Annotated in this window: 15 protein-coding genes; 6 read left to right on the forward strand and 9 right to left on the reverse strand. The window is 68.9% G+C overall.

The features are described from left to right. The 3 genes from GON09_RS11735 to GON09_RS11745 all read left to right on the forward strand — a co-directional run bounded on the left by GON09_RS11735 (position 1) and on the right by GON09_RS11745 (position 2,317). Complete coding sequence (locus GON09_RS11735) at positions 1-1,080, forward strand: ABC transporter ATP-binding protein (RefSeq protein WP_016693896.1); 1,080 nt, start codon at positions 1-3, stop codon at positions 1,078-1,080. Positions 1,081-1,101: 21 nt separating this feature from the next. After that, on the forward strand, positions 1,102-1,656 hold the full coding sequence (locus GON09_RS11740; protein WP_060651770.1) for a sugar O-acetyltransferase: 555 nt from the start codon (positions 1,102-1,104) through the stop codon (positions 1,654-1,656). A gap of 76 nt (positions 1,657-1,732) precedes the next feature. Continuing rightward, positions 1,733-2,317: a hypothetical protein gene (locus GON09_RS11745; protein ID WP_244865495.1), complete on the forward strand. Its 585-nt coding sequence runs from the start codon at positions 1,733-1,735 to the stop codon at positions 2,315-2,317. A gap of 21 nt (positions 2,318-2,338) precedes the next feature. Here the strand turns inward: GON09_RS11745 and GON09_RS11750 are convergent, their stop codons facing one another. From GON09_RS11750 to GON09_RS11785, 8 genes are all read right to left on the reverse strand, one after another. Further along, positions 2,339-3,766, reverse strand: coding sequence for a lipase maturation factor family protein (locus tag GON09_RS11750; RefSeq protein ID WP_060651772.1), 1,428 nt, complete (start codon positions 3,764-3,766; stop codon positions 2,339-2,341). Positions 3,767-3,881: 115 nt separating this feature from the next. Beyond that, entirely contained in the window at positions 3,882-5,762 is a 1,881-nt protein-coding gene (recD, locus tag GON09_RS11755; RefSeq protein ID WP_213931925.1) for an exodeoxyribonuclease V subunit alpha, read from the reverse strand. A gap of 8 nt (positions 5,763-5,770) precedes the next feature. Beyond that, entirely contained in the window at positions 5,771-9,103 is a 3,333-nt protein-coding gene (locus tag GON09_RS11760; protein WP_213931926.1) for a UvrD-helicase domain-containing protein, read from the reverse strand. A 14-nt stretch (positions 9,104-9,117) separates the two neighbouring features. After that, on the reverse strand, positions 9,118-12,411 hold the full coding sequence (gene recC / locus GON09_RS11765) for an exodeoxyribonuclease V subunit gamma (protein ID WP_213931927.1): 3,294 nt from the start codon (positions 12,409-12,411) through the stop codon (positions 9,118-9,120). 129 nt (positions 12,412-12,540) lie between these two features. Beyond that, positions 12,541-12,771, reverse strand: a complete 231-nt coding sequence (locus tag GON09_RS11770) for an RNA-binding S4 domain-containing protein (RefSeq protein WP_213931928.1) — start codon at positions 12,769-12,771, stop codon at positions 12,541-12,543. Between the two features lie 99 nt (positions 12,772-12,870). After that, positions 12,871-13,068 (reverse strand): hypothetical protein, encoded by a 198-nt coding sequence (locus GON09_RS11775; RefSeq protein WP_026061505.1) that lies wholly within the window; start codon positions 13,066-13,068, stop codon positions 12,871-12,873. Between the two features lie 165 nt (positions 13,069-13,233). After that, a complete protein-coding gene (locus tag GON09_RS11780) occupies positions 13,234-13,734 on the reverse strand; it encodes a DUF2505 domain-containing protein (RefSeq protein WP_213931929.1) in 501 nt (166 codons plus the stop codon). A gap of 66 nt (positions 13,735-13,800) precedes the next feature. After that, positions 13,801-14,136 (reverse strand): hypothetical protein, encoded by a 336-nt coding sequence (locus GON09_RS11785; protein ID WP_213931930.1) that lies wholly within the window; start codon positions 14,134-14,136, stop codon positions 13,801-13,803. A gap of 341 nt (positions 14,137-14,477) precedes the next feature. Between GON09_RS11785 and GON09_RS11790 the strand changes: the two genes are divergently transcribed. Together GON09_RS11790 and GON09_RS11795 are read left to right on the forward strand one after the other, a co-directional pair. Next, a complete protein-coding gene (locus GON09_RS11790) occupies positions 14,478-15,437 on the forward strand; it encodes a ferritin-like domain-containing protein (protein ID WP_213931931.1) in 960 nt (319 codons plus the stop codon). Between the two features lie 129 nt (positions 15,438-15,566). Beyond that, entirely contained in the window at positions 15,567-16,280 is a 714-nt protein-coding gene (locus tag GON09_RS11795) for a type 1 glutamine amidotransferase domain-containing protein (protein WP_059381546.1), read from the forward strand. Here the strand turns inward: GON09_RS11795 and GON09_RS11800 are convergent. After that, complete coding sequence (locus GON09_RS11800) at positions 16,270-17,292, reverse strand: alpha/beta hydrolase (RefSeq protein ID WP_213931932.1); 1,023 nt, start codon at positions 17,290-17,292, stop codon at positions 16,270-16,272. The genes GON09_RS11795 and GON09_RS11800 overlap by 11 nt on opposite strands. A gap of 328 nt (positions 17,293-17,620) precedes the next feature. Here GON09_RS11800 and GON09_RS11805 point away from each other — a divergent pair, with 328 nt between their 5' ends. Further along, complete coding sequence (locus GON09_RS11805; protein WP_060651779.1) at positions 17,621-18,145, forward strand: CarD family transcriptional regulator; 525 nt, start codon at positions 17,621-17,623, stop codon at positions 18,143-18,145. Positions 18,146-18,164: the final 19 nt, after the last annotated feature.

The following is an 18,164-nucleotide window of genomic DNA, read 5'->3' on the forward strand; positions in this document are numbered from 1 at the left end:
ATGGCCGACATCACCTACCGCAACGCCTCGTGCATCTACGAGAACTCCGACACCTTCGCGGTCGATTCGCTGAACCTCGACATCGAGGACGGTGAGTTCGTGGTCCTCGTCGGACCGTCCGGATCCGGCAAGAGCACCGCGCTGCGCATGCTCGCCGGGCTCGAGGACATCGACGAGGGGTCGATCTCCATCGGCGGCAAGGACATGACCGGTGTGCCGTCGAAGGACCGCGACATCGCGATGGTCTTCCAGAACTACGCGCTGTACCCGAACAAGACGGTCGCCGAGAACATGGGCTTCGCCCTGAAGATGCGCGGCGTGAGCGCGGACGAGCGTCGCCGCAAGGTCGAGGAAGCGGCGAAAATCCTGGACTTGACCCAGTTCCTCGACCGCAAGCCCGCCAAGCTGTCCGGTGGTCAGCGCCAGCGCGTCGCGATGGGACGCGCGATCGTGCGTGAGCCGCAGGTGTTCTGCATGGACGAGCCGTTGTCGAACCTCGATGCGAAGCTGCGCGTGCAGACCCGCACCGAGATCGCGGCGCTGCAACGCCGTCTCGGCACCACCACCGTCTACGTCACCCACGACCAGGTCGAGGCGATGACGATGGGCGATCGCGTCGCCGTCCTGAAGAACGGAGTGCTGCAGCAGTTCTCCAGCCCCACCGAACTCTACGACCGTCCCGCCAACGCATTCGTCGCCGGTTTCATCGGCTCGCCGTCCATGAACCTGCTCCGCGCGAAGGTCGTCGACGACGGAGTCGTCGTGGGCAGCACCGTCATCCCCGTCGAACGCGACCGCATCGCGCGACTGCACTCCGCAGGCATCGAGGAAGTCACCGCCGGGATCCGGCCCGAGGACTTCGAGATCGCCGACGAGGGCGTCGAAGCCGTCGTCGAACTCGTCGAGGAACTCGGCAGCGAGTCGTACCTGTACACGCGGGTGCCCGGCACCGGCAATCAGGTGGTCGCGCGGGCCCTGGTCCGTACCCCCGCACGCCTCGCCGACACCGTGCACCTGCGCAAGCGCGAAGGTACGGTGCACCTGTTCCACGTCGACACCGGAGAGCGGGTGGGCGACTGACCCGGCGACGGAAGGATCACTGTGGGCGAGCAGAAGGAACGGATGCTGGCCGGCGAACTCTACATCGCCGACGATCCCGAACTCGCCGCCGACGCGCTGCGGGCAGCGCTGCTGACCGAAAAGTACAACGCGTCGAGTGCAGCGGATCCGGATGCGCGTCGCGCGCTGCTCGAGGAGTTGTTCGACTCGATCGGTGACGACGTGGAGATCCGGCCGCCACTGCAGGTGGATTACGGGTACCGGATCACCGTGGGGAACGGGACATTCGTCAACTTCGGCGCGATCATGCTCGACGTCGCGCCGATCACGATCGGCTCGGACGTGCAGATCGGCCCGAACGCGCAACTCCTCACCCCCACTCATCCGCTCGATCCCGATCTCCGCCGCGCGAAGTGGGAATCGGCGCAACCCATCACGATCGGCGACAACGTGTGGCTCGGCGGTGGCGCGATCGTCGGACCGGGCGTCACGATCGGCGAGAACACCGTCGTGGGAGCCGGCGCGGTGGTCACCCGAGACCTGCCGCCGAACGTCGTGGCGACGGGCGTACCTGCGCGGGTGACGCGCCGGCTCTGAGCCGATCGAAGCCGCCGGCTCAGAGACGATCGGAGCGGAACTTGCGTCGATTCCGCCTCTCGCTATGCTGCCCCGCATGATCAGTCGCCGCGCACGTCTCGTCAGCTTCGTCGTCGTCGCGGGTGCGGCACTCGTCGCGGCAGGGTGTTCGCGGAGCGTGGAGGGTGAGGCCACCGCATCCGAAGCACCCACCGAGCCGGCGAGCACCACCGCCACCTCGTCGGCGCCGCCCGCGACCCCGACCACCGCGGCCGCGCCGAAGCCGGTCGACCCCGACGACTACGCCGCGACCAGCGAGGGCGTGTACTACTTCGCGTCGCCGGGCGGGCAGTTCGGATGCGCCATCCTCGTCCACACCGCTCCCCTGACGGGCTGCCAGGGCACGATGCCGACGAGTGCACCCCGGGTCCCCGGCAGCGGCGCGCCCGACGTGCTGGTGCCCGCGAACGCCCTGATGCTCGAAGGCGACGGTCCCGGAGAGTGGGTCAGCATCGGCGACATCGCGTTCACGGATTTCGGGGGTGCCCCGAAGACGCTGCCGCACGGCAGCACTCTCACCGTCGATCCGTTCACGTGCACCGTCGACGAGAAGACCGGTGTCACGTGCGAGACGGACGCCCACGGATTCACCGTGTCGGCGACCGGCGGCGAAGTCTGGTGATCGCGGCGGTGCTCGGGGTGGTCAGGGCAGGTCGTCGCGCGCCATCGGCATCATGAAATCGCCGACCTCGTCCCGCATCCACCACTGGCCCGTCGCGCGCCGCTCGGCGTGCGTCGCGAACCGGTAGCGGAACAGACGGGCCCGCACCAGACGGGGCGGTTCGTCCGGGAACGGGTTGTGCCGGAGCAGTTTCACGGTGGCCGGATCGTTCTCCAGTAGTTTTCCCGCGAACCGCGGGAACCACCCCGCGGCGTAGTCGCGGGAGATCCCCGCGAACCACATCAACCAGTCCAGACGCAGGTGGTACGGCGCGTACTGACGAGGCCTGCGGTACACGTCGCCCGGTTTGCCCTTGAACTCGTACTCGCGCCACTCCGTCGCCGGTGTCACCACCGCATCGGTGGTGCCTTCGACGATCACTTCCCGCCGGGTGCGTGTGACGGTGCCGAACGCGCCGTAGGTGTTCACGAAGTGCCACTTGTTGAACGAGGCGTTCATCGCCTGCCGATGCGACATCATGTTCGCCACCGGCCAGTAGCTGAGCACCGCGACCAGCACGGTCAGCGCCACCACGACGACGGTGAACGCGATCGGTGTCGGACCGTAGGTCGTGGTGGAGTCGATCAGCAACCCGTAGAAACTGTCGGGCACCACCGACAACGCGATGACGATGGTGATCCAGTTGAGCCACGCGAAATTGCCGCTCGTCACCAGCCACAACTGCGTGACGATCATGATCAGTGCGGCGATCCCGGCGACCGGCTGCGGCAGGAACAACCCGAACGGCACGACGAGCTGGGTGAAATGGTTACCCGCCACCTCCACCTTGTGCAGCGGCCGCGGGATCAGGTGGAAGTACCGGCTGAGCGGGCCGGGCATCGGCTGGGTTTCGTGGTGGTAGTACAGACAGGTCAGGTCGCGCCAGCACCGGTCGCCGCGCATCTTGATCAGCCCGGCACCGAACTCGAGCCGGAACAGCAACCAGCGCAGCAGGATCAGCACGAGCAGCGGCGGCGCGGTATCGGCGTTGCCCAGGAAGATCGCGAGCACGCCGGCCTCGAGCAGCAGCGACTCCCAGCCGAACGAGTACCAGACCTGACCCACGTTGACGATCGACAGGTACAGCAACCACATCACGAACCACACGAGCATGCAGACCACGAGCGGCAACTGCTCGGTGACACCGAGCATCGTCACCACCGACAGCACGAGACCCACCGCGGCGACCGCGGTGAACAGACCGTCGGAGTATCTCCAGTGGAACAGGCTAGGCGACTGCCGGAACGACGTGAGAGACAGGAATCGCGGGGCGGGAAGGATGCCGCGTTCGCCGATCAAGGCCCGGAACTGCAACAGAGCTGCGAGGAAGGCGACGGCGTACAGCGCCGCGAGTCCACGGGTGACCAGCAGCCGCCCGATCGTGTACCCGTCCGCGTCCAACCAGTCCATCGCTCGGCTCGTTCGTCGTCTGTCGTGCGCGCCGATTCGAGCATGCCACGTCCGGTTCGCCGGTGGAGACGGTCTCGCGAGGATGGGAGACCGACGACCGACTGTAGACGACCGGCTACACGCGGATCTCCCGCCGCAGCCCGCTCGCTCGGAGCACCTGCCGTGCCACGCCCGCGCGTACCGCGTCCTCGGTTCCGATGATCCGCACGTGCGACCGCGCACGCGTGATCGCGGTGTACAGCAGTTCGCGGGTGAGCAGCGCCGATCCGGAATCGGGCAGCACCACCGAGACGGTGCCGTACTGACTACCCTGGCTGCGGTGGATCGTCATCGCGTAGACGGTGCTCACCGCGGGCAGCTGACTCGGGCGCAGTTCGAACGGCGTCTCGCCGCGCGCGAACGCCGCGACGAGTTCGTCGCCGCGCCGCACGACCACGCCGGTGTCGCCGTTGTAGATCTGCATGTCGTGGTCGTTCGCGGTGACGAGCAGCGGCCGGCCGGGATACCAGCTCTCGGGGTCGAGGCGCTGCCCCACGGCCTCCCCGATCCATTCGGCGGCCTGCCGCGCCCACCACTGCACACCGGCCGGGCCGTCGCGGTGCGCGCACAACAATCGGTGTTTCTCGAAGCTCTTCAGCGCCGGATCCACCTCGCCCGCCTCGGCGGCCTTGGTGACCTCCTCGGCGGAGCGGACGATGTCGTCGCGCAGGGCGTCGAGATCGTTGGGAGCGAGGAACGACACCTTCGGATCACCGCTGCGCAGGATCCTCAGTACCTCATCCGCCTTACCCTCGCGTACCGCAATGGCCAGGTCCGCGATCGCTTCACCGAACCTGCGTCCCCGACTGAGGCGCACAACGCCGCCACGCAACCGGTCGCGCTCCTTGTCCGAGAAGCCCTTTTCCTTGGCAGGATCTCCAACCGCTGCCAGATCGCGGGTGACGACCCGCTCGAAGACCGGATCGAGGGTGCCGCTGACCGGGCGTCCCACGAGGTCGGCAAGCACCGCACCGGCGTCGACCGAGGCGAGCTGGTCGGGGTCGCCCACGAGGACGAGCCGGGTGTCGGGCCGCACCGCCTCGAGCAGGCGGCACATCATCGTCAGCGACACCATCGACGTCTCGTCGACGACGATCACGTCGTACGGCAGGTGGTTGCCCGCGTGGTAGCGGAAGCGGGTGCGGCCGCGCTGCCAGCCGAGCATCCGGTGCACGGTCATGGCGGTGAGATTCGGCGGCAGACCCAGCTCGATCTCCTGCTCGCGCACCGACTCCTGCAGGCGCGCGGCGGCCTTGCCGGTGGGAGCGGCCAGACCGATGCGCAGCTCGTGCCCGTACAGACGGGTGAGCAGCGCGAGGATCCGCGCGACCGTGTGGGTCTTGCCGGTGCCCGGCCCGCCCGCGATCACCGTGGTCGGTCGAGTGGCGGCGAGCGCCGCGGCGACGCGCTGACGGTCGGGTGCCGGCGCGGGCCGGGAGGGATCGTCGGGATGGTGGAACAGCTCGTCGAGCGTCGCCGAGATGCGCTCCTCGTCGAGGTCGGGGAACGTCGCCGTGCGTTCGGCGAGCACCCGGCGGATCGTCTGCTCCTGTCGGAAGTACCGGTCGAGATACAACAGCGGACCTTCCGCGGTGTCGACGAGACGCAACGGACGCAGAGGTCCGCGGTCGCCGCCGACCACGAGGGGGCTGCGACGCAGCGCCGCGAGCACGTCTTCGTCGCGGGGCCACGGCAGGCTCGCGGGGTCGACGACGGGATGGCCGTCCGCGTCCTCCTCGACCGTGACCTCGCGGAAACGCGTGAGGTCGAGGCACACCGACCCGGAGCGCACGGCACGCACGGCCAGCGCGGTGGCGAGATGCACGTGCGGGTCGTCCTCGCCGCCGAGCGCCGCGAGTCGCAGGGCGACGTGCACGTCGGCGGCGGAGAGTGCGCCCACCTCGTTGAACTGCCGCAGAGCGCCCTTGCCGCGCTGGGCGATCCGAACGTCGGTCATGGACTCGATCACGAGATCACGGCCTTTCCGGCGAGGAGGTCGGACAGGTCGGTGACGAGAGCTGCCGGCGGATGCCAGTCGAACACGCCGCTGCCGGGTGGGCCGTCCGGTCCGGCCATGCCACGGACGAACAGGTACTGCACACCACCGAGGTGGACGTGCGGGTCGTAGTCGCGCATCCGCCACCGCAGATAGCGGTGCAGGGCAACGGAATAGAGCAGCGCCTGCATCGGATAGTGGGCGCGGAGCATCTCCGCCGCCATCGACTCGCGGGTGTAGTGGGCGGTGGTCAGTTCGTCGACGGGCGCGAGCCGGTTGGTCTTGTAGTCGACGACGACGAATCTCGGCCCGTCGGTGCGCAGCACGGCGTCGATACTGCCGTTCAGATAACCCCGCAGCGGCACCGGTTCGAGGGTGCGCACCAGATCGGCGTAGGCCGCCATCGGGTCGTCGGCGGGCAGGTGCCGGCGCAACAATCCGCCGACCGCGTCGAGGGTGACGGTGACGGGCACCGGACTGTCGCCTCCGGTGAGCGGCAACTCGAAGTCGAGTTCGGAGAGCCGGTCGGACGGAGCGAAGTCGGCGAGGGTCCGGCCGAGCGGCCCGAGCGGGGTGCGCATCACCGGGAGCAACGCCGCCGCGAGTTGGGCGGGATCGATCGGCGACATCTGACGGCGCACCGTCTCGCGGCAGCAGTCGAGCAGTTCGGTCTCGAGGTCGGGTGCGGAGGTGTCGACGACCTCGAGGACCGCGTGCACCAGCGTGCCGAAGATCGTGCCGCCGGGCAGTCCGTTCATTGGTGACGGAATGCCTTCGCGCGCCGGTTCCGTTGCGCTCGGCGGAGGCTCGGCCGGCTCGTCGGTGGTCACCGGTTCCTCCACCTCACCGCTCACCACGGGCGCATCGTGCACCGAGGCGGTGAGCGCCGAATAGGAGGTCCTGCGCCAGTTCTCATCGACGACCCGATCGAAGCGCGCGGCGGCGAGTGGGCCGGTCTCCACGCGGGGGCGGGTCCAGCGCAGCACCGGAATCGGGTGCGACCCCACCGCTTCGGCGGCGATGACCCCGTCGGCGCGCGCGGCCCACCGGTCGAATTCCTCGGCCATGGCCTCGTCGTGGCCGATCCGGCCTTCCGCGGCGACCTCCGCCGAACCGGGGTCGCGGGCGAACAGCAACCGGTGCAACGGCGACCGTGAGGTGGGGGTGGACGGCGCCCACCAGAGGGTGAGCGCACACTGCGCGCGCGTCACCGCCACGTACAGCAGGCGCAGTTCCTCCCCCGCCTCCTCGAGTTCGTGCTGGCGCCGCCGCGCGACGTAACCGGGACCGCTCTTGCCGCCCACATCGAGGATGCGTCGGCCGTTCTCGTGCAGCAGCAGCTTGTCGGGCTCGGGGTTTTTCGCGGCATCCCACCCGTACGGGACGTGGACGACGGGGAATTCGAGCCCCTTGCTGCCGTGCACGGTGAGGATCTGGACCGCCGCGGCGTCGCTGTCGAGGCGCCGGATCCGGTCGGCCCCACCGCGGTCGGGGTCGTTGATGCGGTCCTCGAGCCAGCGGGTGAGTGCGGCCAGCCCCAGCGACTGTGCCGAGGCGACGTCCTCGAGCAACTGGGCGACGTGCCGGATGTCGGTGAGGGTGCGTTCCCCGGACGGCTGATCGAGGAGGCGGGCCTCGACCGAACCGAAGGACGCGAGGCGTTCGAAGACGGCGGCGAAGCCGGTGCGGGCGTAGACGTCGTTCAGTTCGCGGAGCAGTCCGCCGACCTCCACTACCAGCGCTTCGCCCTCCGAATCGATGTCGGTCATCGTGCGGCCGAGCAGCGGGGTGAGCGCGGCGAGCCGGACGCGATCGGCGCGGTGGGGCTGCTCGAGCGCATAGAGAACCCACAGCCAGTGCTGTGCGGACGGTGTGGCGAACACACTCGTGCCCCCGGCGACCACGCACGGCACGTTCGCCTTCGTCAGCGCGTCGTGGACGAGCGTCACCTGCTTGTGTTTGCGCACGAGGACCGCGATGTGCCCGGGTTGCACACGCTCGGGACCGGAACCGAGGTCGACGGTGACGTTCTCATCGTCGAGCAGGCGCACGATGTCGGCCGCCACGTCGCGAGCGACCCGCCCACGTAGGCCGTCGAGGTTCTGCGGGAAACCCCAGTCGTTGAGCGGACCGGCGCCGGCGCGGGGCAGGTGACGCACCCGCAGGGGCGCGATACCTGAGAGCCGGGAATCGGCGGCTGCCGCCTTCACCGGGTTCACCACGATGCGGGGGTCACCGAGGGCCGCACCGAGATGGACGTGTTCGAGCGCCCGGACGAGATCGCCGTCGCTGCGCCAGTTGGTGGTCAGCTCGCAGTAGGTGTCGGATTCGGAGACGGCGTCGAGATAGCTGAGCACCTCCGCGCCGCGGAAGGCGTAGATGGCCTGTTTCGGGTCGCCGACGAGCACGAGCGTGCTGTGCCCGTGGAACGCCCGGCGCAGGATCTCCCACTGCTTGGGGTCGGTGTCCTGGAACTCGTCGACGAGGACGACGGAGAAGCGCGCACGCATCCGCCGGCAGGCGGCGTCGCCGTGCTCCGGATCGCCGAGCACCGCGTGCAGCAGGGACAACTGGTCGTCGAAGTCGCGCAGGCCGAGGCGGCGCTTGCGTCGTTCGACCTCCTCGCGGACTGCACGCGCGAATTCCACACGCTCGCCGGCCGCGGTGCCGTCGGCGTCGTTCGGTGCGAGTTCGGCCTGCGGGTCGAAGATCGCCTCCTTCGCGGCGACGGCCGCCTCGGCGTAGGTGATGGGGGCCTGTCCCCTGCCGTAGCGCCGCAGGTAGAGATCGTCGACGACCTCCACCCGCAGGTCGTCGACGTCCTCGACGACCGTGACGTCGGGTTCGCGTTCACCGGCGATCCCGAGTTCGTCGAGCATGCGGCGGCAGAAGCCGTGCGTGGTGGAGATGGTGCCGGAGTCGAAGTCGGACAACGCCTGTCGTAGGCGGGCTCGCCGCGCGTCGACGTCCTCGCTCGCGAGATGACGGACGAGCATGTCGTTGCTCGCCCGCGCACTCTCCGGATCGGCGAGGGCTGTGGCAACCTGCGCGAACCGGTTCCGGGTGCGTTCGCGCAGTTCCTGCGTCGCGGCCCGGCTGAAGGTGACGAGCAGCAGATCCGACAGGCGGGCGTGCCCTTCGGCGACGAACCGGGTGGCGAGCCCGACGATCGCGTACGTCTTCCCCGTTCCCGCGCTGGCCTCGAGAACGGTGGTGCCGCTCGGGAGCCGGCCGAGCAGATCGAAGCCTGCCGGCGGCGGACCGCCCGCGGCGCGCGGATCGGTGATGGCGGTATCGGGCACGCTGCGTCCTTCTCTCACGGGCGTCCCTGGTTCTCGGAGGCGAGCAGGGGTTCCCACAACCGTCGGGCGAGCACACCGAAACGGGTGGGGTCGTCGAACCAGCCGGTCTCGACACCCTCCGGTGCGTCGGCAGTGAGCTGCCCGAGCGTCACGTCGGGCCCGTACAGATACTGCACGTGACGGTCCTTGCCGTCGCCGAACGCGCCACCGAACGCCTTCCCGGCGGCCGACAGTGCCATCTCCACGGAATCACCGCGGTGGCGGCGATCGGCGTACTCGGCCGACGCGCCCGTCACGAGCGGCAGCGGCCGGCACAGTCCACGATCGCGCAGATCGACGAGTGCGGCGAGCAGCGCGACGGGATCGGCAGGAGCCAGAAGGGTCGAGCGCCAGGCCGGATACGAGCGCGAACGGCTGCGCCCGGTCGTCACCGCACGCCACTGCCCGGGATGACCCGAGGCGACGACGGCGAGCAACCGGATCCATGCTTCCAGCCGGTGTTTCGGGGACAGCTTGGAATACGTGCTGCGGGCCAGTACCTCGCCGTGTACACCTCCGACGGTGCCGGTGAGCCGACGACCGTCGCCGAGATCGACGCGGATGTCGACGGTGCGGGCCTGCCCGGTGTGCACACCGGCGCAGGCGTGCACGAGGCGTTCGACGTTGTCGCTCACCGCGTCGAGGGTCCTGCGGCCGAGCGCGAACGGCGGGAGCGTGCCGCGACGCCATTCCGCGTCCTGGAAGGCACCCGCGGACATGCCCGCCAATCGCGCTTCGAGCATGCGGTCGCCCAGTTGCCACTGGGCGAGACCGTCGAGTTCGACGTCGAGTGCGTCGGCGATGCCCTCGTCGGTGTCGGGGATCCACAGACCGAGTCGCTGCCGGAGGAATCCCTGCGTCGGATGTGTCAGGAAGGAAACGAGTTCGTCGAGATCGACATCGGTGCGTGCCGGGGCCGGAAGGTCGTCGACGAAGAGCGCACCCGACCGGTCGCGCGCCACCGAACCTCCTTGTCCGGCACGGGCTCCCGCGAGTGCGGTGACACCGAACCCGAACGGGTCGTCGGCCCGGAAGTTGCGCGGATCGAAGGGCTGCAGGGGATGTCGCCGCACGATGCGCTCGTCGTCGACGTCGACGCCCGTCATCGTCGACACCACGTCGCGCACCTCGGTGAGCGGAATCGCCGGTGGGCGCAGTGCTCCGGTGACGGCGTCGGCGCCGGTGTGGAACAACAGCACACGCTCCTCCGCGGCCATCAGCGCGTCGAGCAGCAGCTGCCGGTCCTCGCTGCGCGGATCCCGCTCTCCCACACAGGGATTCTGGGTCAGGACATCGTCGCCGTCGATGTGGGCCGTGCGGGGGAAGACGTCGTCGTCGAGACCGAGGAGAACCACCACGCGATGAGGCACCGAGCGCATCGGCACCATCGTGCACACGGTCAGTTCGCCGGTCCGGAAGTTCGAGCGCGACGGATGCCCGGCGAGCCGGGAGGAGAGCATGGACCGGACGTCGCTCAGGGACAACTGCGTGTCGCCGGCGTGCTCGACGGCGTCGCCGATCTCGCGCCGCGCGCGGGTGAGTTGCCATGCGTCGGCGGCGGGAACGTCGGTGAGCAGATCGATGCCGTAACCGAGTTCGTCCGACCACCGCCCCGCCGGGTGCGGGCCGCGCAGCCGGAGCAGCACCACCGTCAGCCGGTCGATGAACTCGGCGAACCGCCCGGCGAGGTCGATGTCGTTGCTGTCGACGTCGTCGAGAGGCAGCGACAGCGACAGCCACTCCCCGTCCGCGCCGTCGGCGGCGACACCGAGCAGGATACGGTCGAGCGCCGCCCCGAAGGTGTTCTGCATGAAGTCGCCGAGACCGAAACTCTTGCGCTGCCACGGGCCGAGACCCCAACGGGCACCGGTCTCGGTGGTCCACTCCTGCAGACGTTCGAGTTCGTCGTCGTCGAATCCGAACTTGCGGCGCACCGGGGCGGAGGCGGCGAGATCGAGGACCTCGCTGGCGGTGACCCGGCCGTCGGCGAGCGCGAGCAGTTCGGACACCACCGCAAGGATCGGATCGGTGCGGCGCAGGCCGCGATCGGCGAGACGGACCCGCAGCGTGTGGCCGGGATGCTCGCCGACCCCGGCACCGAAGGCGGCGTGGACGAGCGGCGCGTACGTCTCGACGTCGGGGCACATGACGATGACGTCGCGCGGCTCGAGAGTGGGGTCGTCGCGGAACAGATGCAGCAGGCACTCGCGGAGCACCTCGACCTGCCGGGTGGGGCCGTGACAGGCGTGGATCATCACGGTCCCGTCGGGCTCGGCCGATCCGGGTTCGGGGGCGCGATCGTCGCGGAGATCGGCCTGCAACCGGCCGAGGAGCGTCGCCGGCGGCCGGGATGAGGTGTGAGGAACGTCGGTGCAGTCGAGGCCGGAGAGGCGGCTCTGGAGTTCGCGCACGTCGCGGCCGAGCGCGGCGAGCAACGGGTGCTGCACCCCGAGAGCGCTGTGGTCGTCGGCGCGACGCATCGACGCCGGGCGCCGGGTCAGTCCGTCCCACATCACCGGGCTCGGATGCGGAAGCCAGATGTGCACGTCGCGGTGGTGCCCGAGCGCGGACAGCACCTCGACGAGGACGGTGTCGAGGCGCGTGGGACCGAAGATCGAGAGTCGTTCGGGCAGGTCGACGACGTCGGGGTCGTCCCACAGCCGGCCGCACAGTTCGTCGAGTCGCTGCGACGGACTGGCGACCCCGATGCGGGCGCGCAGGCGTCGCCACAGCTCGGCCTGCCACCGCAGATGGTCGTCGAGGGGCGCACCCGTGCCGTCGGTGTCGTGCCCTGCCGCCCACTGGGCGATCATCCCGGGGCGCTGGAGTCCGTAACTGCGGAGCAGCCCGGCGAGATGCGCTGCGGTGGCGTACCGGCGCCCGGCCCGATGGTCGTCGGCGCCGTGACCGAGGTGCCGCGCGAGGGTGGCGCACCACGGTTCGCCGACGCACTCGTCGATCACCCCGAGCAGCGACCACAGCATGCGGGAGGGATGCCACGGATCGTCGTCGGCGGTGATGCCGGAGGCTGCGGCGAGCGCTTCGTCGACGAGGCGGGACGGGGACGGGAAGTCGATGTTGGCGGCCACCCCGTCGCCGGCGGACGAACCGAGCAGGCCCGACAAGCGCTGGGTGAGCCATCTTTCGACACCGCGCGCGGGCACCGCGACGACCTCCCGCGCGAACGGATCGTCGAGGGGTTTCGCAAGCACCTCGGCCAGCGCATCCGCCAGGATGCCGGTGCGCTCGGCACGGTGCAGTATCAGCACGCGTCGCTCTCCCTCGTCGTCGCTCGTTCCCGTCCGGTACGGCTTATCACACCGCCCGGACAGGCGACTGCGTCGCAGGTCGCGAGTGCTCCGTGCCGCAGGTTGCGGGTGCTCCGTGCGACGGACGAGCTACAGAACGGGACGAACCCCGCCGGGAGAGACACCGAAGACCGGCATCGATCGCGTACCTGCGATCGAGACGACGTCCCCGGCACGAAGTGGGGTGCGGGGACTGCGGACCTGGCGATGATTGACGCGGACGAGACCTTCCATGAGCAGCGCCGCCGCTTCACCGCCCGAGCCGGCGAGTCCGCTCTCCTGGAGGAAACCGAACAGGGAGTCGCGCACGAGTGCCTCCATGACACCTACTGTCCCCTCCGGAGGCGACGATGCCTCTTCGCACGGGGTCCGTGCGGGTGCACATCCGATGAACACACGACGAACACCGGCGGCCGGGATTCAGGTCTCGGTCGAGATGTCGAACAACGACAACTGGTTCCTCGTCATCTCGGCGGTGATATCCGCGTGGTAGCGCTCCCCCAGATTCTGTGCGACATGGGCAGGGCAACCGAGTTCGCTGCCGATCTGCTCCCAGGTGTATCCGGCCTCGCGGCGTTCCCACGCGTAGCCGCCGTCCTCGTCCCACGGCATCGACATGATCCGATGGTGGCCTGGGTCACACCCCTCTTCAACGACCTGCCTCGGTGTGTCGCCGACGAATCCGGCGGGAACGACGATGCCGCCGTACCTCGGAAGAGGAACGGCGGCATCGGAACAGATGATCCGTCGATCGGAAGCCGATCGATCGGGCGCCCCCGCGAATCAGTTCTCCGTGAGCCACTTGTCGATGTCGGTCCGATCGTTCTGGATGATGCTCTCGACGAGCTGGACGATCAGGCCCTCGATCTGCCCACCGACGACGGGGACCTTGACGGTGGCCTCGCCACGCACCTCGATCTCCGTACCGCCGTCCGCGTTGCCACGAAGCTCCGAACGGGCCGCGATCGTGATCGGCAGCCCCGACGTGCTGCCGGCGAGGGTTCCCTGCGCCGTACCGCCCTCGAGCCCGCCCCACTCGTCGGTGCGCTCGATGATCAGAGGTCCTCGCACCACGCCCCGGACGACCGCGGGCAGAGTAGAGGTGTCGACCTGGTCGGAGACCTTCGCGCGGAAGGTTCCGCGGCCGGAGCCGACCTCGAGCTGCCCCACGCCGGTCTGGCTCGCAGCCAGTCGGCTGTTCCAGAAGTCCTCGCTGGTCAAAGCGCCGTGGACGCGTTCGACGCTGTGGTCGAGCGTGGACGTGAAAACGAATTCCTTGGACATGACCGGAGACGATATCCTCCCGCTCGGATCTGGACGAAACGGGCCTACCGGTGTCGTTCTGCCACGTCAGAGAACAGCGACGAGAGTCGCCGCCGCCCCTCCGACGACACCCACCAGAGCGAGCCCGGCCGCCACGGATCCTGCGACCACCGCGGCGGCTGCGAATCCGCAGACGGCGAGGACGACGAACATCAACATGCCCGCGATCGGGTGCTCGAGCAGAGCCGGCATCTCCTCCGTCACCGGAGAGTCCATCTCCCTCGACGCCACGGCGGACGGCGGCGGGGCCTCGACGGACCGCGCGTCGATCGTCTGCGCCGGAATGTCGGCCGACTGCGACGGAGCAACCGTCGCCGGAGCGGTGATCACGTCCGTGGGCATGACGGGTGCTGCCGTGGTCATCGTGTCGTCCCCGCTTTCCTTTGTGCTGCTTGCGGCCGTCTCACGGTCGCCGATCACCTGAAGAGTCAGGCGGACCGCGTCTCGTCCCGGCCTCGATCTCTCACGTCAAGGTGTGCTCCGAAGTTTCCCCGCGAGTAACCGGCTCAAACCGAGACCCGTGCGACTCGCGTGCGCCGAGTGGTCACTGCAGCAACGAACCCGACCAAGGGGTGTGTTATGGATCACATAGACGTTAGCAGTTCCGGGGGTCGGGTAGCCGACAGTTGTCACGTCATTTCTCGATGGATGTGAATTCGTCGGTAGATCACCGACTCTTCCAGTGCGAAGGAGGCGAACGCACGATGACCGAGAACCGAACTCCCGCGTTGCTCACCCAGTTGCGCACTCTCCACGAACTGACTCATGCAGAGACCCAGGTCGCCGAAACGCGTGTCGCGCAGGCCCGAACCGAAGCGGTACGCAAGGAGCTGACCGAGAACGCCGAGAACTGCCGCATCCGTGCGGTGGCGATCGAAGAGGTGATCCGCGATCTGGGCGGACTTCCCGATGTGGTCGGGCCGTTCATCGGCCGCGCCGCCATCATGGTGAAGACCCTCACCGAACAGGCGCAGCCGTTCGACGAAGCACTGCTGTCCGACCTCGCCCTCGAACATCAGCTCCTCGACCGTGCCCGTTACGTGAAGGCGCTGGCCACCGCGGGCGGACACAAGTCGATCGTGTCGCTGGCGGACCGTCTGATCACGGCTCACACAGCGACGGTCGAGTGGCTCACCACCGTCATCGCGGAGGAGGCGCTCGGCGGTCCTGCCGCTCTGCGTCGTACTCCCCTGCAGGCCGCGGCCGGCGCAGCGGTGCGCCTGGTCAACACGCCGGTCACCTGGTCGGCGCGCAGCATCGATCGAGCGATCGACGTCGCCCGCTCGACGCGTCCCCGCATCGAGTCGCTGCTCTCGCGCGGCGCGCACGCCGGTGACGTCGCAGCCAAGACCATCGGTGCGTCGCGCGATGCGGCTCTCGAGACGGCCGAGCGCGTGAGCCGTCGTGAAGGTGCCGACGGCACCGCCGACGCTCTGCACAAGGCACGCAGCGCCTCGGGTGTCCTCACCGAGGAGGAGCTGCCGATCCGGAACTACGACGATCTCACCGTCCCGAAGGCCGTGGCGGCGGTCAAGGAACTGACCGAGCCGGCGGACATCCGGGCGATCGTCGCCTACGAGGAAGCGCACAAGGCACGACACGGCGTGATCTCCGCGGCCCAGACCCGTCTGGCCGCCATCGCGCAGGAGGTGGTCGGCGTCTGATCCGCCGCGCCCCCAGTCACGTCACACGATCGCCGGGTCCCTCGTGGGCCCGGCGATCGTCGTCACCCCCCGTGTCGGTCCCGTTCACAGCGGGTACGCGACCTCTACGTTCATTCGAAAGGACACGCCATGACCCGCATCCTGTTCGTCGTCAGCTCCGCCGATCATTGGACGTTGCAGGACGGCACCCGCCATCCCACGGGCTTCTGGGCGGAGGAACTCGTCGAGCCGTACACCGTCTTCGACGAGGCCGGCTACGACATCACCGTTGCCACTCCGGGCGGCCGCACGCCCGTCGTCGACCAGGCCAGCCTCGAACCCGACGCTGCGGGCGGCGAGGACCGCGTGGCCGAGTTGAAGTCGTCGCTCGAGAAGCTGCAGCCGGTGCTCGCCGGTGCGGCGGTGCTCGAGGACCAGCGAGCAGAGGACTTCGACCTGCTGTTCGTGCCCGGTGGCCACGGCCCGATGGAGGATCTGGCCGTCGACGAGCGGTTCGGTGAACTCGTGCGGCACTTCGTCGAGGCCGACAAGGTCGTCGCGATGGTGTGCCACGCCCCGGCGGCCCTGCTCACCGCCCACGAGTCCGGCGGCCGTTGGCTGTTCGAGGGTTACAGCCTGACGGCGTTCACGAACATCGAGGAGGTCCAGGCAGGACTGGCCGACAAGGCACCCTGGCTGCTGCAGGACCGACTCCAGGAGGCGGGCGCGGTCTTCTCGTCCACGGACGCCTGGCAGCCGCACGTGGTGGTCGACCGCGTCCTGTACACGGGCCAGAACCCGGCCTCCTCGCGGCCGCTCGCCGAACGCGTCGTCGCCGAGATCCCCGCGCGCGCTACGTCGTGACCTTGCGGACGAAATCGATCGTCCGCTCGAGCGCGGCACGCGCATCCGGTGTCGACAGATCGAACTGGTACTCGTGTGCCAGTTCCGGTGTGTGATCGTCGGGATAGAACAACGCATCCACCTGCACACCCAGTCCGGTGAGCCGCTGCGCGAGCCTCTCGGACTGGGTGGCGGTGAGCGGATCGGCGTTGCCACCGGAGATGTAGGTGGCCGGGAAGTTCTCGGTGACCGAGTTCAACACCGACATCTGGCCCGCCGCATCCGAAGTGGCGAACTCCCGGGCGCCGGTGTAGGCCCACATCGCCTGCTCCACGCCCCATCCGATCAGCCCGCCGCTCCCACCGATCGCGGACACGTCGTAGATGCCGCAGTTGAGCACGACACCGCGAACGTTCTCCGGAGTGAAGGCCGGGTCGACACCGAGGGTCGCGGCGTAGTCGGGATCGGTGATCGCGGCGGCGATCTGCGCGGACAGTTGCGCCCCGGCCGAATCACCGGCGAGCACGATCCGGTCGGTGTCGATGTGCAGTTCGTCGGCGTGCTCGAGCAGGTAGCGCTGCGCATCGACGAGTTGCCGCACCGGGGTCGGATAGCGGTGGCCCGGTGCGAGCGAGTAGCCGACCGACACCACGGTGAATCCGGCGGCCGCGAGACGCCTGTAGTAGCCCGCGTAGTTGGTGCGGTTACCCGACAGCCATGCGCCGCCGTGCGTCCACACGATCGTCGGCAGCGCCTCGGTGGTCCCCGGCGGTGTGTACACGTCGAGGTAGGCGTCCGGGTCGTCCTCCCGGTAGTGGAGGTCGGCGACGAAGTCCGTCTCCGGAGCGTCCACCGCGAGCTTTGCGGTCTGCTCCCGCGCGTCGCGTTCGAAGACCTTCCGCACCACCAGTGATCCCGGCACGGGGGTGAGGACGAATGCGGCGGCCGTGACCACCACGACGAATGCCGGAACGAGCACGACCCGGGGTCCGATCGGGCGACGGGGCCTGTTCTCGGTGACGTCCTCGGCCAATTGTCACTCCTGCTCTGCGTTCGCACCGGCGCGTCCGGCCCGCCGATCGTGTCAAATGTTTCCCCCATGTGTGGCTCGACCGCGGGGCGTCGACCACTGTCGAGCCCGTGTGACCTACCTCACAGCGGGCGTGTGCGCGGGCCACCTGCGATGATGGGACATGTCACCTCGCGGGTTCCGGCTCGATCATCCGAATGGATGAGCCTTCCCGCGTCCGCATCAGTCCTCGTTCCCGGAGCGCTGCAGTGATGCGACGGTCGTGCGGTTCCGTTCGTGCCCTTACGAATCGGACGACCGGGTGTGACACCCACCGACAGAGAGAAGTCGTATGCAGTTCTCGACCGGACAGATCGTCGTCCACCCCCACCACGGACCTGCCACAGTGTCCGCGATCATCACCCGGACGATCAAGCAGTCACCCGTGCCGTATCTGCAACTGAAGATTCATCGCTCCGACCTCATGGTCGCCGTGCCGGTGGGGAAGGCCGAGGAGATCGGACTGCGTAACGTCTACGACTCGAGCGAACTCGCAGAACTGTTCGCGATCCTGCACGCTCCTACCGAACACGAAGAACAGACGTGGTCGCGGCGATTCAAGAACAACCGGGAGAAGCTGAATGTCGGCGATCTCCATGTCACCGCCGCCGTGGTCCGCGACCTGACACGTCGCGGACATCAGAAGGGCCTGTCGGCGGGCGAGAAGGGCATGCTGAAGACTGCGCACGGTTCCATCCTCGCCGAACTCTCCCTCGGCATGTCGCTGTCGGACGAGCAGGCGGAAGAGTTGCTCGAGTCGGCGATCCTGTCGTCCGAACCCACCCCCGAAGAGCGTCGGCTCGTCGCTGCCGGCTGACGGCTCTCCCCTCGATGCG

Origin of the sequence: Rhodococcus sp. B50, assembly GCF_013602415.1 — a bacterium.
Taxonomy (GTDB): domain Bacteria; phylum Actinomycetota; class Actinomycetes; order Mycobacteriales; family Mycobacteriaceae; genus Rhodococcus.